Below are 21,143 nucleotides of genomic sequence, written 5' to 3' on the forward strand. Positions count from 1 at the left end.
TCCGCGCTGCAGACCGAGCAGCAGGATGCCGCCGACGGCGAGGAGCACCCAGCCGGCGTCGAGCGGGCGCCGGATCCCCGCCGCTGCGACGGCGAGCGGACCCATCAGCTCGATCGTGACGGCGATCCCGAGCGGGATCTCCTCGATCGCGAGGTAGATGCACACGTTCATGGCCGCCATGCCGACTCCGAGCATGACGACGCCGAGCCAGGTGCGGCCGGTCCAGCCGCGCGTCCGGGGCCGGATCAGCACGAGCAGGATCAGCGCGGCGAGGCCGAGGCGCAGGGTGGCGGCGCCGAGCGGCCCGACCCGGTCGAACAGCGAGCCGACGACCGCATTGCCGAACTGCACGCTGAAGATCGCGGCGACCGCGAGCAGACTCGCGGGCGCGCGGCGGGTGGGATCGCTGGCCATCGGCAGCACTCTACCCGTAACAAACCTGCGCGAGGCGCCCGTGCCGGGCAGAATAGTCAGCTATGGACTGGCAGACGCCCGAGGACTCGGCCCCGACCGACTTCATCACCGACGCCCAGCTGCGGGCGATCATCGGCCGGCCGCCGATCAGCGGCGGTTGGCGCGACGGCGACCCCGTCGGCGAGCGCCGTTTCGCGAGCATCGGCCGGTTCACGACGGAGGCCGGCGCGGAGATTCCCCACGTGCGCTTCGCCTACGAGGCCTTCGGCGAGTTGAACGAGCGGCGCGACAACGCGATCCTCGTCTTCCACGCGCTGACCGGCGACAGCCATCTGGTCGGCCGGGCCGGCCCCGGCCATTCGACCGACGGCTGGTGGTCCGAGCTGGTCGGCCCGGGCAAGGCGCTCGACACGGATCGCTACTGCGTCATCGCGCCCAACGTGCTCGGAGGCTGTCAGGGGACGACAGGACCGGCCAGCCTCGATCCCGACGGGCACGAGTGGGGCGCGCGCTTCCCGTACCTCACCATCCGCGATCAGGTGGCGGCCACCGCGGCGTTCGCCGACGAGCTCGGCATCGACCGCTTCGCGGCCGTGATCGGCGGTTCGATGGGCGGCATGCACACGCTGGAGTGGGCCATCATGCACCCGGAGCGAGTGGATCGCCTCGCCGTGATCGCGGCACCGCCGGTGACGACGGCGGATCAGATCGGCCTGAACCTCGTGCAGCTCGAGGCGATCCGTTCCGATCCCGCCTGGCGCGGCGGCAACTACTACGACGCCCCCGACGGCGTGGGCCCGCACCACGGGCTGGCGACGGCCCGGCGGCTCGCCCTGCTGAACTACCGCAGCAACACCGAGCTCGACGAGCGCTTCGGGCGCGCCTGGCAGTCCGCGGTGAGCCCGCTGGGCGGCGGCGGACGCTTCGCAGTCGAGAGCTACCTCGACTTCCACGGCAACAAGTTCACACGACGCTTCGACGCCAATAGCTACCTGACGCTCGTGCAGGCGATGAACTCGCACGATGTGGGACGGGGGCGCGGAGGGGTCGCGGAGGCGCTCGGCGGGCTGACGCTCCCGACGCTCGTGATAGGGATCCCGAGCGATCGCCTGTTCACCCTCGACGGGCAGGATGTCATCGCGGCGCACGTGCCGGGCAGCCTCGACGGCGATCTCGCGACACGGCTCGACTCGCCGTTCGGTCACGACGCGTTCCTGATCGAGCACGCCCGTGTCGGCGCGGAGCTCGCACGCCTCCTGACGGCGTAGGCCGGGCGGCGGCGCTACTCGTACCGCTGCCGACGGGTCGCGTCGTGTATCTCCCCGACCAGCTCCTCGAGCACGTCCTCGAGGAACACCACGCCGAGCTCGGCGCCCGAGGCGTCGACGACGCGGGCGAGATGCACGCCGCGGGCCTGCATCCGCGCGAGGACGTCCTCGAGGTCGGTGTCGAGGCGCAGGGTGAGCATCTCGCGGATGCGCTTCGGCGGGATCGGCTCCGCGATCCGATCCGCGGAGATGCGCAGCAGATCCTTCACGTGCACGTATCCCGCCAGAGCTCCGGCGGCGTCGCCGATCGGGTAGCGCGAGTAGCCGTGGCGCGCCACTTCGGCCTCGACGTCCTCCGGCGTCGCTCCGACGGGCAGCACCAGGAGCTTCTCCCGCGGCACCACCAGGTCGATCGCCCGTTTCGTGGTGAACTCGAAGGCGGCGCTCACTGCGCCGCTGCGATCCTCGAGCACTCCCTCCCGGGTCGAGTGGCTCACGATGTTCGCGACCTCGTCGAGCGTGTAGGTGGCGTTCGCCTCAGATTTCGGTTCGACGCCGAAGATCCGCAGCACGCCGTTGGCGATGGCGTTCAGCCCGGCGATGACGTGCCGGAACAGCCGGGAGACCCACACGAGCGGCGGTGCGAGCAGCAGCACGGCCTGATCGGGCATCGAGAACGCCGCGTTCTTCGGCACCATCTCGCCGAAGACGACGTGCAGGTAGGAGACGAGCAGCAGCGTGATGACGAACGCCGCCACCGAGACGACCTCCGCCGAGAGGCCGGTCCATTCGAGCGGCCCCTCGAGCAGGTGGTGGATCGCAGGCTCGGAGACGTTCAGGATCAGCAGCGAGCAGACGGTGATGCCCAGCTGGCTGGTGGCGAGCATCAGGGTCGCATGCTCCATCGCGTAGAGCGCGGTCCTGGCCCGCTTGGAGCCGGCCTCCGCCCGCGGCTCGATCTGGGAGCGGCGCGCCGAGATCACCGCGAACTCGGCGGCGACGAAGAAGGCGTTGGCGACGAGCAGGAGCACGAGCCAGACGATGCCGAGCCAGTCGCTCATCGCGCACCTCCCTCTGCGTCGCGCCCAGGGCCTCGAAGGCGGGAGGGATCGGCCGCATCGGCCCTTCCGGTGTCCGATCCGGCGGCTGCGGCCTCGTCCGCGATCCCCTCGACGGGCGGACCCAGGTAGCGCAGACGCGCGATCCTGCGTCCCTCCATGCGCTCGACGCGCAGGGTCCCGCCGTCGGTGCCGTCGGGACCGTGCAGCGCGACTTCGTCGCCGACCACCGGGATGCGCCCGAGCTCGAGCAGCACATAGCCCGCGATCGTGTCGTAGTCGTCGCCGTCGGGGATCTCGATGCCCGTCTGCTCGCGCACCTCGTCGGGCCGCAGATCCGCCGGGAGCGTCATCTCGGAGGCGGTGCCGACGACGCCTGCGCGCGCGCGGTCGTGCTCGTCGGCGACCTCTCCCACGATCTCCTCCACGAGGTCCTCGAGGGTGACGAGCCCGGCCGTGCCGCCGTACTCGTCGACCACGATCGCGAGCTGGAACCCCTGCGTGCGCAGGTCTTCGAGCAGCTGGTCGAGGTGCATCGTCTCGGGTACTCGCACGGGCTCCTCCATGAGCGCGGCGACCGGCACCTCGGACCGCTTCGCACGGGGCACGGCCACGGCCTGCTTCACGTGCACGACGCCGACGACGTCGTCGCGGTCCTCGTCGATCACCGGGAACCTCGAGAAGCCGGTGCGACCGGCGAGCTCGAGCACGGCCGAGGCCGGCTCGAGCCGGTGGATGCTCTCGATCCGCGTGCGCGGGGTCATCACGTCGACGGCCGTGTGCTCGGCGAAGCGCAGCGTGCGATCGAGGAGCGTCGCCGTATCGGCCTCGAGCAGCCCGGCGCTCGCCGAGTGGCGCACGAGCGAGGAGAGCTCCTCAGCAGTCCGCGCACCCGAGAGCTCCTCCTTCGGCTCGATGCCTATGGCGCGGAGCAGCCCGTTCGCGCTGCCGTTGAGGACGACGATGGCGGGCCGGAACACGGCGGTGAAGGCATGCTGCAGCGGCATGACCACCTGCGCGGTGGGCAGCGGCTTCGCGATGGCGAAGTTCTTGGGCACCAGCTCGCCGATCACCATCGAGAGCAGCGTCGCCGCCGCGACGGCGACGAGCACGGCGATCGGCCGGCGGACGCCTTCCGGGATGCCCAGTCCCGCGAGCGGACCCTCGAGCATGGCGCTGAACGCCGGCTCCAGGGTGTACCCGGCGAGCAGCGTCGTGATGGTGATGCCGAGCTGCGCGCTCGAGAGGTGCGTCGAGGTGATCCGCAGACCGGCGATGACGCGGTCGAGCCCGGATTCCCCGGCGTCGCGGCGCCGTTCGAGCTCATGCCGGTCGAGGGCGACGAGCGAGAACTCGGCGGCGACGAAGACGCCGGTGCCGAACGTGAGGATCAGGCCGATTGCCAGCAGCCACCACTCGTTCATCGGTGGGGCCCGCCGGGTGACGGTGCGAAGGGCCGCGCGGATGCGCGGCTGGGACTCGGAGGCTCGGCGGCCTCGCTGGCGCTCGGAGGCTCGGCGGCCTCCGCGGGTCTTCGACTCGGTGAATCCATGATCGGCACAACTGTAGCAAAGCCCGGCTCGGATCGGGCCGAGAACCATGCCGTATCGGCTTGCGAAAAGGCGTAGGCTGGTATCCAGGGCGAGCCCGGAGTCCGCAGAGGAGCCGTGCCGCCCGCTGCTGCGTCTATCCACGATGAGAGGAATCGCCTTGGCTGAGGGCAACGAAGGCTCCGCAGGACTCAACGACACTTCGGATTTCGGCGCCAACGCCTGGCTGGTCGACGAGATGTACAAGCAGTACGTCGCCGACCCCGCCTCGGTAGATCGGTCCTGGTGGCCGGTGCTCGAGAAGTATGCGAGCGGCGCCGACGGAGGTGCCGGAGGCAGTGCGGCCGCGCCGGCGGCCGCGACCGCTCCGGCGGCACCGGCGCATGCGGCACCGGCGGCGGCTGCCAACGGCACCGGTACGACGCTCCCCCCGACCACGACGAGCACCCCCATCCAACCCTCGCGCACGACCAACGTCGCCCCGCGCCAGGCGCCGATCCCCGCCGACGCGCCGCGCACCGCACCCGCTACGGGCGCGATCCCGGAGCAGGCCGCTGAGGACGCGGTCACCCCGCTCAAGGGCATGGCGCGGACCCTCTCCAAGAACATGGACGAGAGCCTCTCGGTGCCGACGGCGACGAGCGTGCGCACGATCCCGGCGAAGCTGCTCATCGACAACCGCCTCGTCATCAACAGCAACCTGCGGCGGAGCCGCGGCGGCAAGGTCTCGTTCACCCACATGATCGGCTGGGCCCTCATCCAGACGCTCAAGGAGTTCCCGAGCCAGAACGTCGCCTACGCCGAGGTCGACGGGAAGCCCTCGATCGTGGCCCCGGCGCACATCGGCCTGGGCATCGCGATCGACCTGCCGAAGCCCGACGGCACCCGAGCGCTCATGGTCCCATCGATCAAGCGCGCGGAGACCCTCGATTTCAACGAGTTCCTCGCCGCCTACGAGGATCTGGTCAAGCGCACCCGGGAGGGCAAGCTCTCGGCCGCCGATTTCCAGGGCACCACCATCTCGCTGACCAACCCGGGCGGCATCGGCACGGTGCACTCGGTGCCGCGCCTCATGCAGGGCCAGGGATCCATCATCGGCGCCGGGGCGCTCGAGTACCCGGCGGAGTTCCAGGGCGCGGCGCCCGAGACGCTCAACCGGCTGGGCATCTCGAAGACGATCACGCTCACGAGCACCTACGATCACCGCGTGATCCAGGGCGCCGGCAGCGGCGAGTTCCTGAAGCAGGTGCACGAGCGGTTGATCGGCGGGCACGGCTTCTACGAGGGGATCTTCGCCGCGCTGCGCATCCCCTACAAGCCGATCCAGTGGGCGAACGACATCCACGTCGACCTCACCGGCGCGGTGGACAAGTCGGCGCGGGTGCAGGAGCTCATCAACGCGTTCCGCGTGCGCGGCCACCTCATGGCGGACGTCGATCCGCTGGAGTACGTGCAGCGCTCCCACCCCGACTTGGAGATCGAGTCGCACGGCCTCACGTTCTGGGACCTCGAGCGCCAGTTCCCGACCGGAGGCATGGGAGGCACTCCCACCATGTCGCTGCGCGACATCCTCGGCGTGCTGCGCGACTCGTACTGCCGCAAGATCGGCATCGAGTACATGCACATCCAGGACCCCGAGCAGCGGGCCTGGATCCGGGAGCAGGTCGAGGTGCCCTACGCCAAGCCGACCCGCGACGAGCAGATGCGCATCCTCGAGAAGCTCAACGAGGCCGAAGCGTTCGAGACCTTCCTGCAGACCAAGTACGTGGGCCAGAAGCGCTTCAGCCTCGAGGGCGGCGAATCGGTCATCCCGCTGATCGACGCGATGCTCATCGACGCCGCCGAGGACGGGGTCGACAGCGTCGATATCGGCATGGCGCACCGCGGCCGTCTGAACGTGCTCTCGAACATCGCCGGCAAGACCTACGGCCAGATCTTCCGCGAGTTCGAGGGGACCGCGCAGAAGACGGGCTCCGGCGACGTGAAGTACCATCTCGGCACCTCGGGCGTCTTCACCGCCCCGAACGGCACGCAGGTGCCGATCCACCTCGCCGCGAACCCCTCGCATCTCGAGACCGTCGACGGCGTGCTCGAGGGCATCGTCCGCGCGAAGCAGGATCTCAAGCCGATCGGATCCTTCACCACCCTGCCGATCCTGGTCCACGGCGACGCGGCCATGGCCGGGCAGGGCGTGGTCTACGAGACGCTGCAGATGTCGCAGCTGCGCGGGTACCGCACCGGCGGCACCATCCACGTCGTCATCAACAACCAGGTCGGCTTCACGACGCTGCCGCAGGATTCCCGGTCCGCCGTCTACTCGACCGATGTGGGCAAGGTCGTGCAGTCGCCGATCTTCCACGTCAACGGCGACGACCCGGAGTCGGTGGTCCGCGTGGCGCAGCTCGCGTACGAGTTCCGCCAGCGCTTCCACAAGGACGTGATCATCGACCTGATCTGCTACCGGCGCCGCGGGCACAACGAGGGCGACGACCCCTCGATGACCCAGCCGCTGATGTACGACCTGATCGAGGCCAAGCGCTCGACCCGTCGGCTCTACACCGAGGGCCTGGTCGGCCGCGGCGACATCACCGAGGAAGAGTACGACAAGGCGAAGCAGGACTTCCAGAGCCGGCTCGAGCAGGCGTTCCTCGAGACTCACGCCGCGCAGACCGGTTCGATCCCGGTCGTCGACCGGAGCGGGATCGCCTCGCCAGCCACAACCGAGCTGCCCGTCATCTCCGACGTCGCCACCGCGGTGGATCGCAGCGTGATCGAGCGCGTCGGCGAGGCGCACGGCAACCCGCCCGCCGGGTTCACCGTGCATCCGAAGCTGCAGCAGCTGCTGAACAAGCGCGTCGAGATGAGCCGCGAGGGCGGCATCGACTGGGGCTTCGGCGAGCTGCTGGCGCTCGGCTCGCTGCTCATGGAGGGTACGGCCGTGCGCTTCTCGGGGCAGGACGCCCGCCGCGGGACGTTCGCGCAGCGCCACGCCGTGTTCCACGACCGCGCGAACGGCCAGGAATGGTTCCCGCTGCTGAACCTCTCGGAGGACCAGGGGAGGTTCTGGATCTACGACTCCTTCCTCTCCGAGTACGCCGCGCTCGGCTTCGAGTACGGCTATTCGCTGCAGCGGGAGGACGCGCTCGTGCTGTGGGAGGCCCAGTTCGGCGACTTCGCGAACGGGGCGCAGAGCGTGATCGACGAGTACATCGCCGCGGCCGAGCAGAAGTGGGGTCAGCAGTCCTCCGTGGTGCTGCTGCTGCCGCACGGCTACGAGGGGCAGGGGCCGGATCACTCCTCGGCGCGCATCGAGCGCTATCTGCAGCTCTGCGCCGAGAACAACATGGTCGTCACCCGGCCCTCGACTCCGGCGAACTACTTCCATCTGCTGCGCCGCCAGGCCTATGCGCGCCCGCGCAAGCCGCTGATCGTGTTCACCCCGAAGTCGATGCTCCGCCTGCGCGGCGCGACCTCCTCGGTCGAGGACTTCACGAGCGGTTCCTTCCAGCCCGTGATCGACGATGCGCAGGCCAGCCCGAGCGAGGTGACCCGGGTCATCCTGACCTCCGGCAAGGTCTACTACGATCTGCGCGTCGCGCTCGAGAAGAAGCCGGATCCGCGCGTCGCGCTCGTGCGCGTCGAGCAGTACTACCCGTTGCCCGCGCTCGAACTTGCGCGCGTGCTGGCGAACTACCCGGGCGCCGAGCTCGTGTGGGTGCAGGACGAACCCGAGAACCAGGGCGCCTGGCCGTTCATCTCGCTCGTGCTCGCGAAGCGCCTCGACAACGACAAGATCCGCGTGGTCTCGCGCAAGGCCTCGGCCGCGCCGTCGACCGGCTCCGCGAAGGTGCACGCGTTCGAGCAGGAGAAGCTGATCGCCGAGGCGCTCAGCTTCGGCACCGAGTAGGCGACCGATCATGCGCTCCCCGATCCTGTCGAGCTCCGCGGTCGCCGCGGACGCCGATGAGGTGTCGGGCCAGCAGGTCGGCGGGATCGCCGAGCGGATCGCTTCGGCGATCTCGCTCGGCATGCTGGCCGTCGGCGAGCGATTGCCGGCGGAGATCGAGCTGGCGAATCAGTTCGGCGTCGCAGTGGCGACCCTGCGCAAGGCGCTCGCCAGCCTGCGCGCGCAGGGGATCGTGGAGACGCGACGGGGGCGCAACGGCGGCACCTTCGTCGTGAAGGCCCCGTTCCCGAGCCAGCACTCGCTGCGCCAGGCGCTCGCGACCACGAGCATCGTCGCGCTGCGCGATCTCGCCGACGAGCACGCCGCGATCTCGGCCTCGGCCGCGAGGCTCGCCGCGCTCCGCTCCTCGCCCGCCCGGCCGACGCGTCTCGCGGAGTTGGCGTTCCGCGCCAGAGAGGCGCGCGGCGCGCAGGATCTCACGCTGAGCGACAGCCGCTTCCACATCGAGATCGCCGTGCTCAGCCAGTCGCAGCGCCTGCTCACGGCCGAGCAGCGCCTGCAGTCGGAGATCACCCCGCTCCTCTGGAGCGAGGGGCTGGCCCGGGTCTCGGCGCACGACGCGTTCACCGATCATCTCGCGCTCGTCATGGCGATCGAGCAGGGCCGGGCGGACGATGCCTGGCGGGTCGCCGAGGCGCACATCATGAGCAACATCCGGGCGATCGTCGCGGCGAAGCTCGCACTGCCCGAGTCGCTCCAGGGCATCGAGGAGACCGGGCGGGCCGCCAACTCGAGGAGCAAACTGTGAACCCTCACGCGGAGAAGGTGGACGCAGAGCAGACGATCGCCGCGCTGAGCGCGTGGTTCGACGATCGTTTCGTGCATCTCGCGGAGCTCGGAGAGGAGCTGATCTCCGGGCTGGGCTTCGATGAGGCCGGCACCCTCGAACTCCCCTCGGCCGCACGACGCGGCATGAAAGCCGCCGCCGCCCGGTTCCTCGCCGAGCACCCGGTCGTCGACGGCTGCGGGCTCATCTTCGCGCATTCGGCGCTCGGTACGGACAGCGGCCGCCTCGAATGGTGGGTGCGCGAGGACGAGTCCCGATTCGCACGCTACTCCTTCGGCGTCGTGCCCGGTGCGGACCGCTACTACGACTACGAGCAGCACGAGTGGTTCACGCGCTCCTTCTCGGAGGGGCGGAGCGCGGCCGTGGGCCCGTTCATCGACTACCTCGGTGTCGAGATGTACATCATGACGCTGACCGTTCCGGCCGTGGTCGGCGGTCGGCGCGTCGGCGCGGTCGGTACCGATATCCAGATCGACGACCTCGAGCGCGCCCTGCTGCCGACACTGCTCGCCTGCGACACGGAGATCGCACTGCTGAGCCGGCGGGGCAACGTCCTGCTCAGCAACTCGGTCGACTACCTGCCCGGCGATCGCGTGGCGGTACCCCCGGAGGGCACCCGCTTCGAGCCCCTCTCCGAAGCCACGGACGGCGTCCACATCCTGGTACGGGAGCACCCGGTCTACTGAGCCGCGTGCTGGGAGGCCCGTTCGACCAGCCAGGCGAAGAGCGCGTGCTGGCGCGGGTCGTCCGCGGCCGAGTCCTCGGGGTGCCACTGCACCGCGAGCAGCTCGATGGCCGGATCCTCGAACTCGAGCGCCTCGACGATGCCGTCGGGCGCCGTGCCGACCGCGCGCAGCCCGGCGCCGACGCGGCCGACGGCCTGGTGGTGGTACGACGAGACCGACAGCTGCTCGGCCCCCAGAACCGTGGCCAGTCGCGAATCCTCCGCGAGCACCACCTCGTGGACGCTGTTGCGATGGGGGCTGTCCGCCTCGAGATCCTGGACCAGCGTGCCGCCCCGTTCGACGTTGAGCAGCTGGAACCCGCGGCAGATCGCGAGCACGGGGATCCCCTGCTCTACGGCCGCGGCGATCATCCCGGCCTCGAAGTCGTCCTGCGCCGAGAAGTCGGCCGGCACGGTCGTCTCGAGCGGCTCCTCCCCGTAGCGGCGCGGATCCACGTCGTAACCACCGGGTACGAGGAGCGCGTCGAATCCGTGCAGGCGCTCGGCCGCGGGCGCCGGGTGCTCGGCGAACAGCGTCAGCGGGTCGCCGCCGGCCCGCACGACCGAGCGAAGGACGGCCGCGGCGACGGCGCTGCCGTCGAAGCGCAACCCGTGGATCTGGTTCGACCACATGCCGGTGACTGCGATGCGCGGCATCCGACGCCCGCTCTGCATTTCAGTGCTCATCGATCGGCTTCCTCGACTTCATAGGGGAAACGCCAGCAGCGGCATCCACTTCTTCCAGACCTCCTCAAGCGAGCCGTCAGCGATCACTGCGGCGAGCGCGGTGTCGATCTCCTCGCGCAGGGCGTCGGCCCCCGGCGCGACCCCGATCCCCCACCGGTTGCCGGTCGGCACGGTGAAGGCCTCGACGAAATCGGGGTCCTCCTGCCCGAGCGGGATCATCACGACGTCGTCGTCGACGAAGCCGTCGACCTCGCCCGAACGAGTCGCCTCGATCATGTCGCTGAAGACGTCGTCGCTGGCGCCGAAGCTCACGAGCTCGACACCCGGGAAGGTCTCGGCCAGCTTCATGTTCGTCGAGTTGGCGATGGCGCCGATCCGGTAGCCGGCGAGCTGCTCGGGCGAGCGCGCCGGGTCGTCGGCGCGCACGATGAGGGTCTCGTTGAACACGGCGTAGGGGCGCGTGAAGTCGACGAGTGCGGCGCGCTCCTCGGTCATCCCCTGGCCGCACCACACGGCATCGGCATCGCCGCGGCGCACGGCGGGGATCATGTCCTCCCAGGGCAGCATGACCCATTCGATCTCGGCGGCCCCGCCGGGGAGCCGGGAGGCGACGAGTGCCGCCGCCTCCGGCTCGTAGCCGGCGCGGGTCGCGCCGTCGGGGCTCTTGTCGAACAGCGGCAGCGCGGCCGAGTCGATGCATGCCAGACGGATGATGCGCGCGTCGTTCGCGGTGCTCACGGAATCGCCTCCCAGTACTGATCGAATTCCCACTGCGTGATCTGACCACAATAGCGGGCCCACTCGTCGCGCTTGAGCTGAAGGAAGATCCGGGTCAGCTCCTCCGGCATGGCGTTCATCAGGTACTCGTCCGATTCGAACGCCTCGATCGCGGCGCCGAGCGTGTTGGGCACCGTGCCTCCGTTCGCCGCGTCGCTCAGCTCGCCCGGCTCGCCCGGGTCGATCTGCGCCTCGAGGCCGTGCTCGATCGCCGCGAGCAGGTAGAGGTGCGAGAGGTACGGGTTGACGCTCGCGTCGGGCAGTCGGTACTCCATGCGGCCGTTCGCCGAGATGCGGATCGCGACGCCTCGGGTGTCGAGGCCCCAGTCGGCGCCGGACGGGGCGAACTGGCCCGCATCCCAGAAGCGCTTGTAGGAGTTGACGGTCGAGGCCATGACGAGCATCGAGCCGGGCGTGTGCAGCAGCATGCCGCCCATCGCGTGGCGCGCGGTCTCGGTCGCGTGCAGCTCGACGCGGCCGTCCTCGATCACGTTCACCGCGTCGCCGTCGCCGACCCGCCAGAGGCTGAGGTTGTGGTGGCAGCCGTTGCCCATCTTGCCGTTGTAGGGCTTCGCCATGAAGCTCGCCTGGAGGCCGAGCTCGCGTGCGACCTGCTTGCAGATCTGACGGTACGTGGTCATGCGCTCGGCGGTTCGGTCGGAGCGGTCGTACTCCCAGTTGAGCTCGATCTGGCCGTCGTCCTCGTAGTCGCCCTGGATCATCGTGAAGTCGAGGGCCTGGCCGTAGCCGATGACCTTCTTGAACACGGGGCGCATCTTCTCGAGGTTCTCGACCTGGTAGGCCGGGCTCTGGTCGTCCTTCGAGATCACCTCGATACCGGGTCCGGTCCAGGTCATCTCCGGCTCGAGGCCCGAGCGCAGCTCGAGGCCCGTGCGCTCGGTGAATCCGGCCATCGAGGCTTTGAACAGAGCGCGGGTGTCGAGCGCGACGAGCCGGCCGCCCGCTGCGCCGAGATGGGGCGGATCGTACGCCGTGCAGAAGATGCGGCCGACTTCGGTGTCCCAGGGAAGCACCTGGAAGGTCTCCGGATCGGGCAGACCCCAGAACTCGTGCGCGTCGACGCCGCCGCCGATGAGCTCGCCCTCTCGGCTGGTCTGCAGATCCGTCAGCGCGGTGCGGTGGAAGGCGATGCCCTTCTTCAGCATGCGCTCGTAGAGCTCGGCCGGCACCACTTTCGCCACCGTCCGGCTGCCGAGCGTCGGCAGCATGTAGTAGATGAACTTCACACCCGACTCGCGGATCTTGGCGCCGAGCGCCTCGACCGTCTCGGGGCGCAGGTTCGCCTCGCGGTGCCGGTCGAAGGCGGTGTCGTCGGCGAGGATCTCGCGCAGGGCCGCGCCGAAGCGCCCGCCGGTGCTGGTCTCGGTCATGGGTTTCCTTTCGTCGTCTCTGACGGTGGGGTCAGCTGCGGACGCTGAAGTCGAGCGGGTAGCGAACGGGTCCGGTGTTGCCGGAGTCCGGCAGCCATTCGTCTCCGCCGGGGCAGGAGAGATCGGTGAAGTGCTGCGCCAGCAGCGGCAGGGCGATGCTCATATCGGCGCGGGCGATGTAGTGGCCCAGGCAGTGGTGCACGCCTCCGCCGAAGGTGTGATGGGGCTTGCGATCCTTGGCGAGCAGATCGATCTCGGGATCGGGGTAGGCCTCCGGGTCGGTGCCGCTCGCCATGGTGAAGAGGTGCACCGTGGTGCCCTTCTCGATCTGCAGGCCGTTGTACTCGAAGTCCTCGTTTGCCTCGCGCGTGACCCACCGCGTGGTCGGGTTGACGCGCAGCGCCTCCTCGAGCGCGGGCTTCGCGAGGCCCTCGGGATCCTGCGCGAGCAGTTCCCACTGCTCGGGGTTCCGGATGTAGGTCTGGACGATGAGCCCGAGCTGGTTCCGAGTGGTGTCCATACCGCCGAAGAGCATCAGCACGAGGGCGTTGCGCAGCTCGGCGTCGCTCAGCTTGTCACCGTGCGCGGTGAAGCCGATGAGGCGCGAGACGACGTCCTCGCCGGGCTCGGCGGTGCGCTCCTGGATGAGCGTATCGACGAAGTCGTACAACTCGTGCACGGCGCGGTCGATCCGGTCGATGTCCTCCTTGATGCTGACGCTCAGCGCGTATCCCACTGTGTTCGCCCGGTCGGCGATGAACGGCCAGTGCTCGTGCGAGAGGCCCATCATGGCGCAGAGGGCGCGGGTGGCGAAGGGCTCGGAGAAGTCGGCGACGTACTCGACCTGCTCGCCGCGCGCCTGCTTGGCCTTCATGTTCTCGATCAGTTCGAGCGCGATGTCGGCGAACTCGGGCTTCAGGGATTCGGCGACGCGCGGCGAGAAGGCCGGGTTGAGCAGCCGCCGGATGCGGTGGTGCTCGTCGCCCTCGAGCACGAGGAGGTTCTTGCTCCACCAGTCGTAGAAGAGGCCGCTGTGGACGCCGTGGTGCTCGGGCCACTTGGCGCTGCCCTGGTTGAGGCTCGGGTGCTTCAGCAGCTCGGTGACCTCTTGGTAGCGCAGTACCGCGACGCCGTAGTTCGTGCGCGCATACCAGCTGCGCTCGCGCGCGTCGCGCACCTGCTCCGAACTCATGGCGAAGTCGGGGGCCGAGATGTCGAGGTAGGGGACCTCGTCGATCGTTGCGGTCATTCGTACTCCCTTGTCGAAGATCCGTGGCTCGCGCGACCTCGCATGAGCCCTATCAAGAAATACGCTATACGTGAATCTTTTACGACGCAAGCGCTCCAGCGAATTCTCAAGATATATCCTGCAGCCTTGATACTCGGCGAATTTATACATTCACTAATTAAATCTTTATGGGTACACTGGATCACGCGACGCTGACTGCGAAGGAGCCGACATGCCGCATCCATCACCGCTACGCCTCGCCGTGCTCGGCAGCGGGCCGGCCGGCTGCTACCTGGCGCAGGCGATGCTGCGCGGAGCGCAGGAGATCGAGATCACCGTCTTCGACCGCCTCCCCTCCCCGTACGGCCTGATCCGATACGGCGTCGCCGCGGATCACCAGAGCACGAAGACCATCACCCGCCAGTTCGATCGCCTCTTCGCCGACCCGGCCGTGCGCTTCGCCGGCGACATCGAGGTGGGGCGCGACCTCGGCCTCGACGAGCTGTGCGCGGCCTTCGACGTCGTGGTGCTCGCCACCGGGCTGAGCGACGACGCCCGCATCGGGATCCCCGGCGAGGACCTCCCGGGCATCTACGGATCCGGGACCATCACGCGCGTGCTCAACTCGCACCCCGGCGAACGCCCGTTCCTGCCGGCGCTCGGCGACGACGTGGTCATCATCGGCGGCGGCAACGTCGCCATCGACCTCCTCCGCTTCCTGGTCAAGGATCGATCGGGCTACATCGACAGCGACATCGCCGACCACGCGCTCGACGCCTACCTCTCCGCACCGGCCGAGCGCGTGACCCTCCTGAACCGGTCCGCACCGGCCGCTGCGAAGAGCGACCCCCAGATGCTGAAGGAGCTCGCGGCGCTCCCCCGCGCGCGGTACTCGGCCCCCGAACTCGGCGATACGTCGCCGGTCGACGGGGATCGAATCGCCACCGCGCGGCTCGCCGCTCTCGCCGACCTCGTCAGCGCCGATCGCCCGCACCACGACGGTCCGGAGGTCGCGCTCCGCTTCGGCTCCACCCCGCTGCGCATCGTCGGCGAAGGGAAGGTCGAGGGCGTCGAGATCACCACGGCGGCCGGCGTGGAGCTGATCCCGGCGAGCTCCGTGCTCACCGCGATCGGGTTCACCCGCACCGACGACGCGCTCGCCGAACTGGTGGAGCAGGCGTCCGAGACCGGCCGGATCCGCCCCGGACTCTACCGCACCGGATGGGCGAAGCGCGGGCCTCGGGGCGCCATTCCCGAGAACCGCGCGTGCGCCAAGTCCGTAGCCGACGAGATCCTCGCCGACCTCGCCTCGGGTACGCTCGATGGCGACCCCAAACCCGGCTACGACGGCCTGCCCGGCACCGTGCACGAGCGCGCCGTCTCCTACGAGCAGTGGCTGCGGCTCGAACAGCACGAGCGCGAGCTCGCGCCGGACGACCGCGCCCGCCGCAAGCTCACCGACCACGAGGCGATGGTCGCCATCGCCCGAGAAGAACCCTGAGCGGGCCCACCCCGACTCACGATCCGACCACGGCGCCCGAACACCGCGCTGCGGCACCACTTCGAAAGGACCACCCACAGTGAAGATCACCGTCCTCTACGGCACCGAATCCGGCAACAGCGAGCTGATCGCCGACGACCTCGGAGCGAAGCTGCGCGAGACCCACGACGAGGTCGAGGTCTTCGACCTGCAGAACTTCGACCCGAACGACCTCCGGGCCGACACCTTCTACCTGGTGATCTGCTCGACCCACGGCGACGGCGAGCTCCCGAACACGGCGCTGCCCTTCGCGGAGGCCTTCGACGCCGCGCTGCCCGACCTCAGCGGTGTCCGTTACGCCATGTTCGGCCTGGGCGACAGCTTCTACGAGGAGACCTACAGCCAGGGCAGCGAGCACATCGATCGCCGCTTCGCCGCGCAGGGCGCCGAGCGGGTCGGCGACTACGGCCGCCACGACGCCTCGTCGTGGGATCTGCCGAGCGACATCGCGCTCGAGTGGCTGCCGGGCGTGCTCGAGGTAGCCGGGCTCTCGGTCCCCGCGTAACCCGCGCGGGGAGGGCCCCGACCGGCTCAGCGGTCGCCGCGCCCCTGTTCCACGAACGCGTCGAAAATCCGATGCCGATCGGCCACGTCGGCTCCGGCCTCCTCCGGGTGCCACTGCACGCCGACGACCCAGCTCGCCGACCGATGCTCGGTGGCCTCGACGATGCCGTCCGCCGCGAACGCGACCGGGCGGAGCTCCTCGCCGACCCGGTCCACCGCCTGGTGATGCCCGTTGCGCACGATCGCCTCGGTCCGGCCGAGGATCGCCGCGATGCGGGAATCGGGCTCGAGCGTCAACGCCTCGTCGATCATCAGTTCGTCGCCGCCCGGCCCGCGGTGGATCCGCCAGTCCTCGATGTCGGGGATCAGCGTGCCGCCGTAGGCGACGTTGAGCAATTGCGAGCCTCGGCAGAGCGCGAGCACGGGCAGGTCGCGCCGGACGCTCTCGCGGATGAGATCGAGGCAGAAGCGATCCGCATCCGCATCGACTCCGTAGTAGCCGCGCGGCTCGGGGCCCGTGTACCCGTAGCAGCGGACGTCGACGTCTCCGCCCCCGAGGAACAGCACGGCGTCGGCCTCGTCGCACACGGCCGCGCTCTCCGGGGGAGCCGCCGCGGCGGAGTCCACCAGCCGGGGTCGGCCGCCGGCGCGTCGCACCTCGTCGAACGCCGTGACCGTGAGGTCGAGCGCGAGGTCGTGGGCGCTGCGGTTCATCCCGGGGAAGGTCAGCGACACCACTACGGGGATGAGCGGGCCGGCGGGATCCTCCTCGCCGTGGATGAAACGTTCGGGGTCGACGACTAGATCTGTCACGCTCGCTCCTCCTTCTTCTCCGCTGATCCCGGGCAGACGAACGGGCGGCCGGCGAGGGAGCCGGCCGCCCGAACGCGGATCAGACGACGGTCTTGATCGCTCCGCTGGCGTCGCCCGCGGGGGCGTCGCCGCGGAGGTGCGCCTTCGTGGCCAGCATGTAGACGAAGCCGATCACCAGCACGATGAGCAGCACGATCAGCACGGCCCAGTCGAGGAAGGTGTTGTCGTTCACCGGCCACGGGAACGAGATGTTCACGATGGCCAGCACGCCCCAGAGGAGGGCGAGGATGTTGATCGGATACGCCCACGCGCCGAGCTTGAACTTGCCCGCCGGCTTCCAGCCCTTGATCCTGGCGCGCAGCGCGGCCAGCACCACCATCTGGAAGCCGATGTAGATGCCGACGGTGCCGAAGGCGATGAGCGCGGTGAGCGCGTTCTCGGCGAACAGCGAGAGCAGGATCGCCAGCGCCGGGAACACGGCCGCGGTGATCACCGCGTTGCTCGGCACGCCGCGTCGCGGCGTGTGGTGGGCCAGCCACCGCGAGGCCGGGAGGAACCCGTCGCGGCCCATCGAGAAGAGCAGTCGGCTCGCGGCCGCCTGGAGGCTCGTGACGCACGAGATGAAGGCGATGCACACGATGATCATGACGATCGGGAAGACCGGGCCGAAGGCGTCGCTGATCGCGGCGCTGATCGGGTTCGCCACGGTGCCGTCGGCGACCTTGGAGTAGTCCGGCACGGCGAGCACGAGCGCGAACACCAGCAGGTTCGCGGTGAGGCCGCCGACGTAGAGCGTCATGCGCATCGACTTCGGCACCTGGCGGCCGGGATCCTTCACCTCTTCGGCGACGTCGCCGTTGGCCTCGAAGCCGTAGTAGGCGTACATGCCGATCAGCGCAGCCCATGCGAAGGCGCCGAAGTAGCCGCCGACGCCGCTGCCGAAGGGTCCATCGGCACCGATCGCGGTCACCGTGCCATCGGCCGCGGTGATCTCGTTCGTGAAGAAGACCGAGAAGGAGTGGCCGGGGTGCTCGGGGTCGTTGCCGGCCAGGAACACGAAGTTGCGGATGATCAGGTACACGCCGATGGCGACCGAGCCGATCATCTCGGCGATGAGGCCGACCGTGGCCGCGAGGCTCAGCACCTTGGTCCCCGAGTAGTTCAGCACGGATGCGACGAGCAGGACGCCGAGGGCGACCAGCACCGTGACTCCCGCGGTGGGCGCAGGGCGCGCCTCGTCGTACCCCAGGAAGGCGTCGATCAGGAACGGCGCGACGCTGTAGGCGACCGCCGCGATGGTGCCGACGAGGGCGACGACGTAGATCCAGCCGTTCATCCACGCCCACTTGCGTCCCCAGAGTCGCCGCGACCACGGGTAGACGCCACCCGCGACCGGGTAGTTCGAGACGACCTCGCCGAAGATGAGCGCCACGAAGAACTGGCCGACGAGGGCGATGACCAGCGCCCAGGCCATGGGCGGGCCGGCGGCCATGAACGAGAAGGCGAACATCGCGTAGATGCCCGCGATGGGCGATAGGTAGGTGAAGCCGAGCGAGACGTTCCCCCAGAAACTCATCTCGCGCTTGAACGTAGTGTCGTAGCTGTAGCCGAGCGATGCCAGGTGGGCGGCATCCTCGTCGTGCTCGACAGCCGTGGTCGACTGATCATTCATGGTCCGGGTACTCCCTCGTACTCATTCCCCGCCGGGCGTGCCGACTGCAGCCCGGTCACGAATCAACCTACACATAGATGTTTTAGTTTGCAATAAGCCAGGCCGATGAATCTGCCCATCCGGGACGCCGTGAAAATATATCTTCTACCGATCAATGAATATTTCGACGCGCCCTTCCGGACCACGAGATTTCTCGCCCGGCACCCTCGTAGACTGAGTCGAGCCGCACACCGCGCGATGAGAGACGAGGTCGATGATGACGAGCTGGCGCATGCCGATCGAGGGACATCCGCAGGAGCGCCTCTGGCTCGCCTGGCCGACCGAGGGCTATGCCCTCGGCGAGTCAGAGGCGGAGGTCGAAGAGGCGCGGCGCACCTGGGCGTCCGTCGCGAACGCGGCGAGCGAGTTCCAGGCGGTGACCGTCGTGGTCAACCCCGGCGACGAGAGCATCGCCCGCCGGTACCTGGCCGGCGGCATCGAACAGCTCGTCGCGCCGCTCGACGACGCCTGGATGCGGGACATCGGGCCGAGCTTCGTGATCGGCGACGACGGACGTCTCGGCGCCGTGAACTTCGTCTTCAACGGCTGGGGCGGCCAGGACTGGGCGCACTGGGACAAGGACCGGCACATCGGTCGGATCGTGGCCGAGGCCTCCGGCGCGGAGCTCATCGACAGCGAGATGACGAACGAGGGCGGCGGGATCCAGGTCGACGGCACGGGTCGCGTCGTCCTCACCGAGACCGTGCAGCTCGATCCCGGCCGCAACCCCGGCTGGACGAAGGAGCGCGTCGAGGCCGAGCTGGAGCGGACCATCGGTACGACGAGCGCCCTCTGGCTGCCGCGCGGACTCAGCCGCGACCACGAGCGCTTCGGCACCCGGGGCCACAGTGACATCCTCGCCGTCTTCCCGACCCCCGACGTGCTGCTCATGCACCGGCAGGACTCCGCCTCGCACCCCGACCACGAGATCGCCCGGGTCAACCGTGCGACGGCCGAGCGCTACCGAGACGACAACGGCGCCGCCTTCGACATCCTCGACCTGCCCGCACCCGAGACGCTGCGCGACGACGAAGGATTCGTGGACTACAGCTACGTCAACCACGTCGTCATCAACGGGGCGGTGCTCGCCTGCGCCTTCGACGACCCGGCCGACGACCTCGCCCTCGGCGTGCTGCGCGAGTTCTATCCCGGGCGCGAGGTGATCGGCCTCGACGCTCGACCGCTCTTCGCCCGAGGCGGCGGCATCCACTGCATCACCCAGCAGCAGCCCGCCGTCTGACTCGCGGACGCCTGCTCCACGGCCTTCCACCCGCCACAGCACCACCGAGGATCCACAACATGACCGAGTCCGCCCTCTCCCCCGAGCTCGAAGCCGTCGTCGCCGCGGCGGAGGCTTCCGCCGCCTCCTTCGCAGCCACCCGCCCAGAGGATCGCGCCGGCGCGATCGTCGCGATCGCCGACGCGCTCGAGGCCGCCAAGGCGCGGCTCGTGGAGATCGCCATGCGCGAGACGGGCCTCACCGAGGCTCGCCTCAATGGCGAGGTCACCCGCACCGCCGTGCAGCTCCGCCTCTTCGCCGACACCCTGGTCGACGGCGCCTACCTGGACGCCCGCATCGACCCTGCGGACCCCGACTTCGTGCTCGGCCCCCGACCGGACGTGCGGCGCACCCATCTGCCGCTCGGGCCGGTCATCAACTTCTCGGCCTCGAACTTCCCGTTCGCGTTCTCGGTGCTCGGCGGCGACTCCGCCGCGATCCTCGCCGCCGGCTGCCCGCTCATCGTCAAGGCGCACTCGGGGCACCCCGAGCTGAGCGACGCGACGGCCGAGGTCGCGCTCGCGGCTCTGCGCGGCACCGGCATGCCCGACGGGATCTTCCAGCTCGTGCACGGCCGCGACGCGGGCGTCGAGATCCTGAAGGATCCGCGCATCAAGGCGGGATCCTTCACCGGATCGATCGGCATCGGCCGTCTGCTCGCCGACATCGCCGCCGCCCGGCCGGCGCCGATCCCGTTCTACGGCGAGCTCGGCAGCGTCAACCCCGTGTTCATCACGGCCGACGCCATCGCCGAGCGGGCCGACGCGATCGCCTCCGGCTACCTCACCAGCGTCTCCGGATCCGCGGGTCAGCTGTGCACCAAGCCGGGGTTCGTGTTCATCCCCGAGGGCAGCGCGCTTCCCGCCGCGATCGCGACCACCGGCACCGACCTGCCCGAGCATCGCCTGCTCGGCCCGCGCATCGCGCAGAGCTTCGCGGATCGACGCGACGCGATCCTCGCGAGCACCGGCGTGCGCCCCGTGCTCGCGGGCGCGATCCGCTTCGACGAGGACGGTCAGGGCTGGGCGACGCCGACCGTCGTCGCCGTCTCCCTCGACGACTTCCGCTCCGGGCGCGAAGCACTGGTCGAAGAGGCCTTCGGCCCGCTTTCGATCCTGGTCGAGGTGCCGGCCGGCACCGACCTCGCCGCGCTCATGCCCGAGTTCTACGAGGGCAACCTCACCGGAACCCTGCACCTGAGCGAGCGCGAGGCGACCGGTGAGACCGAGAACGCCGGCGAGCTGCGCGCGCTGGTCTCGGCCATCAGCCGGCAGGTCGGCCGGGTGCTCTTCAACGGCTGGTCCACGGGTGTCGCGGTGACCCCCGCCCAGCAGCACGGCGGCCCCTGGCCGGCGACCACCAACGACAGCAGCACTTCGGTCGGCACGGCGGCCATCGCGCGCTTCCAGCGCCCGGTGGCCTACCAGAACGCCCCCGCGGCGTTC

17 protein-coding genes are annotated in these 21,143 nt (G+C 69.6%); 8 read left to right on the top strand and 9 right to left on the bottom strand.

Translation table 11 applies throughout. The annotated features are described in order from the left end of the window. Positions 1–414: EamA family transporter (locus tag ACFPZL_RS03070; RefSeq protein ID WP_382334687.1), on the bottom strand; the 414-nt coding region annotated here is incomplete at its 3' end. Between the two features lie 62 nt (positions 415–476). On the opposite strand from ACFPZL_RS03070, the gene metX reads away from it, so the two are divergent. Further along, complete coding sequence (metX, locus tag ACFPZL_RS03075) at positions 477–1,682, top strand: homoserine O-acetyltransferase MetX (protein WP_218114000.1); 1,206 nt, start codon at positions 477–479, stop codon at positions 1,680–1,682. Between the two features lie 14 nt (positions 1,683–1,696). On the opposite strand, the gene ACFPZL_RS03080 is transcribed toward metX, so the two are convergent. Together ACFPZL_RS03080 and ACFPZL_RS03085 are read right to left on the bottom strand one after the other, a co-directional pair. Further along, a complete protein-coding gene (locus tag ACFPZL_RS03080) occupies positions 1,697–2,743 on the bottom strand; it encodes a hemolysin family protein (RefSeq protein ID WP_218113999.1) in 1,047 nt (348 codons plus the stop codon). Beyond that, entirely contained in the window at positions 2,740–4,164 is a 1,425-nt protein-coding gene (locus ACFPZL_RS03085; protein WP_218113998.1) for a hemolysin family protein, read from the bottom strand. Before ACFPZL_RS03085 ends, ACFPZL_RS03080 begins: the two co-directional genes overlap by 4 nt. 271 nt (positions 4,165–4,435) lie before the next feature. Between ACFPZL_RS03085 and ACFPZL_RS03090 the strand changes: the two genes are divergently transcribed. The 3 genes from ACFPZL_RS03090 to ACFPZL_RS03100 are packed head-to-tail and all read left to right on the top strand — an operon-like array spanning position 4,436 to position 9,730. Then, complete coding sequence (locus ACFPZL_RS03090) at positions 4,436–8,197, top strand: multifunctional oxoglutarate decarboxylase/oxoglutarate dehydrogenase thiamine pyrophosphate-binding subunit/dihydrolipoyllysine-residue succinyltransferase subunit (protein WP_218113997.1); 3,762 nt, start codon at positions 4,436–4,438, stop codon at positions 8,195–8,197. Between the two features lie 10 nt (positions 8,198–8,207). After that, positions 8,208–9,005, top strand: coding sequence for a FadR/GntR family transcriptional regulator (locus ACFPZL_RS03095; RefSeq protein ID WP_218113996.1), 798 nt, complete (start codon positions 8,208–8,210; stop codon positions 9,003–9,005). Beyond that, positions 9,002–9,730 carry a cache domain-containing protein gene (locus ACFPZL_RS03100; protein ID WP_218113995.1) on the top strand — a complete coding sequence of 243 codons (729 nt, stop codon included), beginning with the start codon at positions 9,002–9,004 and terminating at the stop codon, positions 9,728–9,730. The genes ACFPZL_RS03095 and ACFPZL_RS03100 overlap by 4 nt, the downstream gene beginning before the upstream one ends. Here ACFPZL_RS03100 and ACFPZL_RS03105 read toward each other — a convergent pair. Genes ACFPZL_RS03105 through ACFPZL_RS03120 form a run of 4 tightly spaced genes read right to left on the bottom strand, consistent with a single transcriptional unit; the run spans position 9,724 to position 13,872 of the window. Next, positions 9,724–10,455 carry a gamma-glutamyl-gamma-aminobutyrate hydrolase family protein gene (locus ACFPZL_RS03105; RefSeq protein ID WP_236021732.1) on the bottom strand — a complete coding sequence of 244 codons (732 nt, stop codon included), beginning with the start codon at positions 10,453–10,455 and terminating at the stop codon, positions 9,724–9,726. The genes ACFPZL_RS03100 and ACFPZL_RS03105 overlap by 7 nt on opposite strands. Positions 10,456–10,473: 18 nt before the next feature. Continuing rightward, positions 10,474–11,193, bottom strand: a complete 720-nt coding sequence (locus ACFPZL_RS03110; protein WP_236021730.1) for a substrate-binding periplasmic protein — start codon at positions 11,191–11,193, stop codon at positions 10,474–10,476. Continuing rightward, positions 11,190–12,623, bottom strand: coding sequence for a glutamine synthetase family protein (locus tag ACFPZL_RS03115; RefSeq protein ID WP_218113994.1), 1,434 nt, complete (start codon positions 12,621–12,623; stop codon positions 11,190–11,192). Before ACFPZL_RS03115 ends, ACFPZL_RS03110 begins: the two co-directional genes overlap by 4 nt. Before the next feature lie 31 nt (positions 12,624–12,654). Beyond that, a complete protein-coding gene (locus ACFPZL_RS03120; protein WP_218113993.1) occupies positions 12,655–13,872 on the bottom strand; it encodes a cytochrome P450 in 1,218 nt (405 codons plus the stop codon). Positions 13,873–14,083: 211 nt separating this feature from the next. On the opposite strand from ACFPZL_RS03120, the gene ACFPZL_RS03125 reads away from it, so the two are divergent. Both ACFPZL_RS03125 and ACFPZL_RS03130 read left to right on the top strand, forming a co-directional pair. Then, complete coding sequence (locus ACFPZL_RS03125) at positions 14,084–15,352, top strand: FAD-dependent oxidoreductase (protein ID WP_218113992.1); 1,269 nt, start codon at positions 14,084–14,086, stop codon at positions 15,350–15,352. A 79-nt stretch (positions 15,353–15,431) separates the two neighbouring features. Continuing rightward, positions 15,432–15,896, top strand: a complete 465-nt coding sequence (locus tag ACFPZL_RS03130) for a flavodoxin domain-containing protein (RefSeq protein WP_218113991.1) — start codon at positions 15,432–15,434, stop codon at positions 15,894–15,896. A 26-nt stretch (positions 15,897–15,922) separates the two neighbouring features. On the opposite strand, the gene ACFPZL_RS03135 is transcribed toward ACFPZL_RS03130, so the two are convergent. Continuing rightward, positions 15,923–16,708 carry a gamma-glutamyl-gamma-aminobutyrate hydrolase family protein gene (locus ACFPZL_RS03135; RefSeq protein WP_218113990.1) on the bottom strand — a complete coding sequence of 262 codons (786 nt, stop codon included), beginning with the start codon at positions 16,706–16,708 and terminating at the stop codon, positions 15,923–15,925. A gap of 79 nt (positions 16,709–16,787) precedes the next feature. Next, positions 16,788–18,380: an APC family permease gene (locus ACFPZL_RS03140; RefSeq protein ID WP_218113989.1), complete on the bottom strand. Its 1,593-nt coding sequence runs from the start codon at positions 18,378–18,380 to the stop codon at positions 16,788–16,790. Between the two features lie 256 nt (positions 18,381–18,636). On the opposite strand from ACFPZL_RS03140, the gene ACFPZL_RS03145 reads away from it, so the two are divergent. Continuing rightward, a complete protein-coding gene (locus ACFPZL_RS03145; RefSeq protein ID WP_218114048.1) occupies positions 18,637–19,659 on the top strand; it encodes an agmatine deiminase family protein in 1,023 nt (340 codons plus the stop codon). A 59-nt stretch (positions 19,660–19,718) separates the two neighbouring features. Beyond that, positions 19,719–21,143, top strand: a 1,425-nt coding sequence (locus ACFPZL_RS03150; protein ID WP_382334691.1) for an aldehyde dehydrogenase (NADP(+)), incomplete at its 3' end; no start/stop codon positions are given.

The organism is Leucobacter soli, from assembly GCF_042659205.1.
GTDB classification, from domain to species: domain Bacteria; phylum Actinomycetota; class Actinomycetes; order Actinomycetales; family Microbacteriaceae; genus Leucobacter; species Leucobacter soli.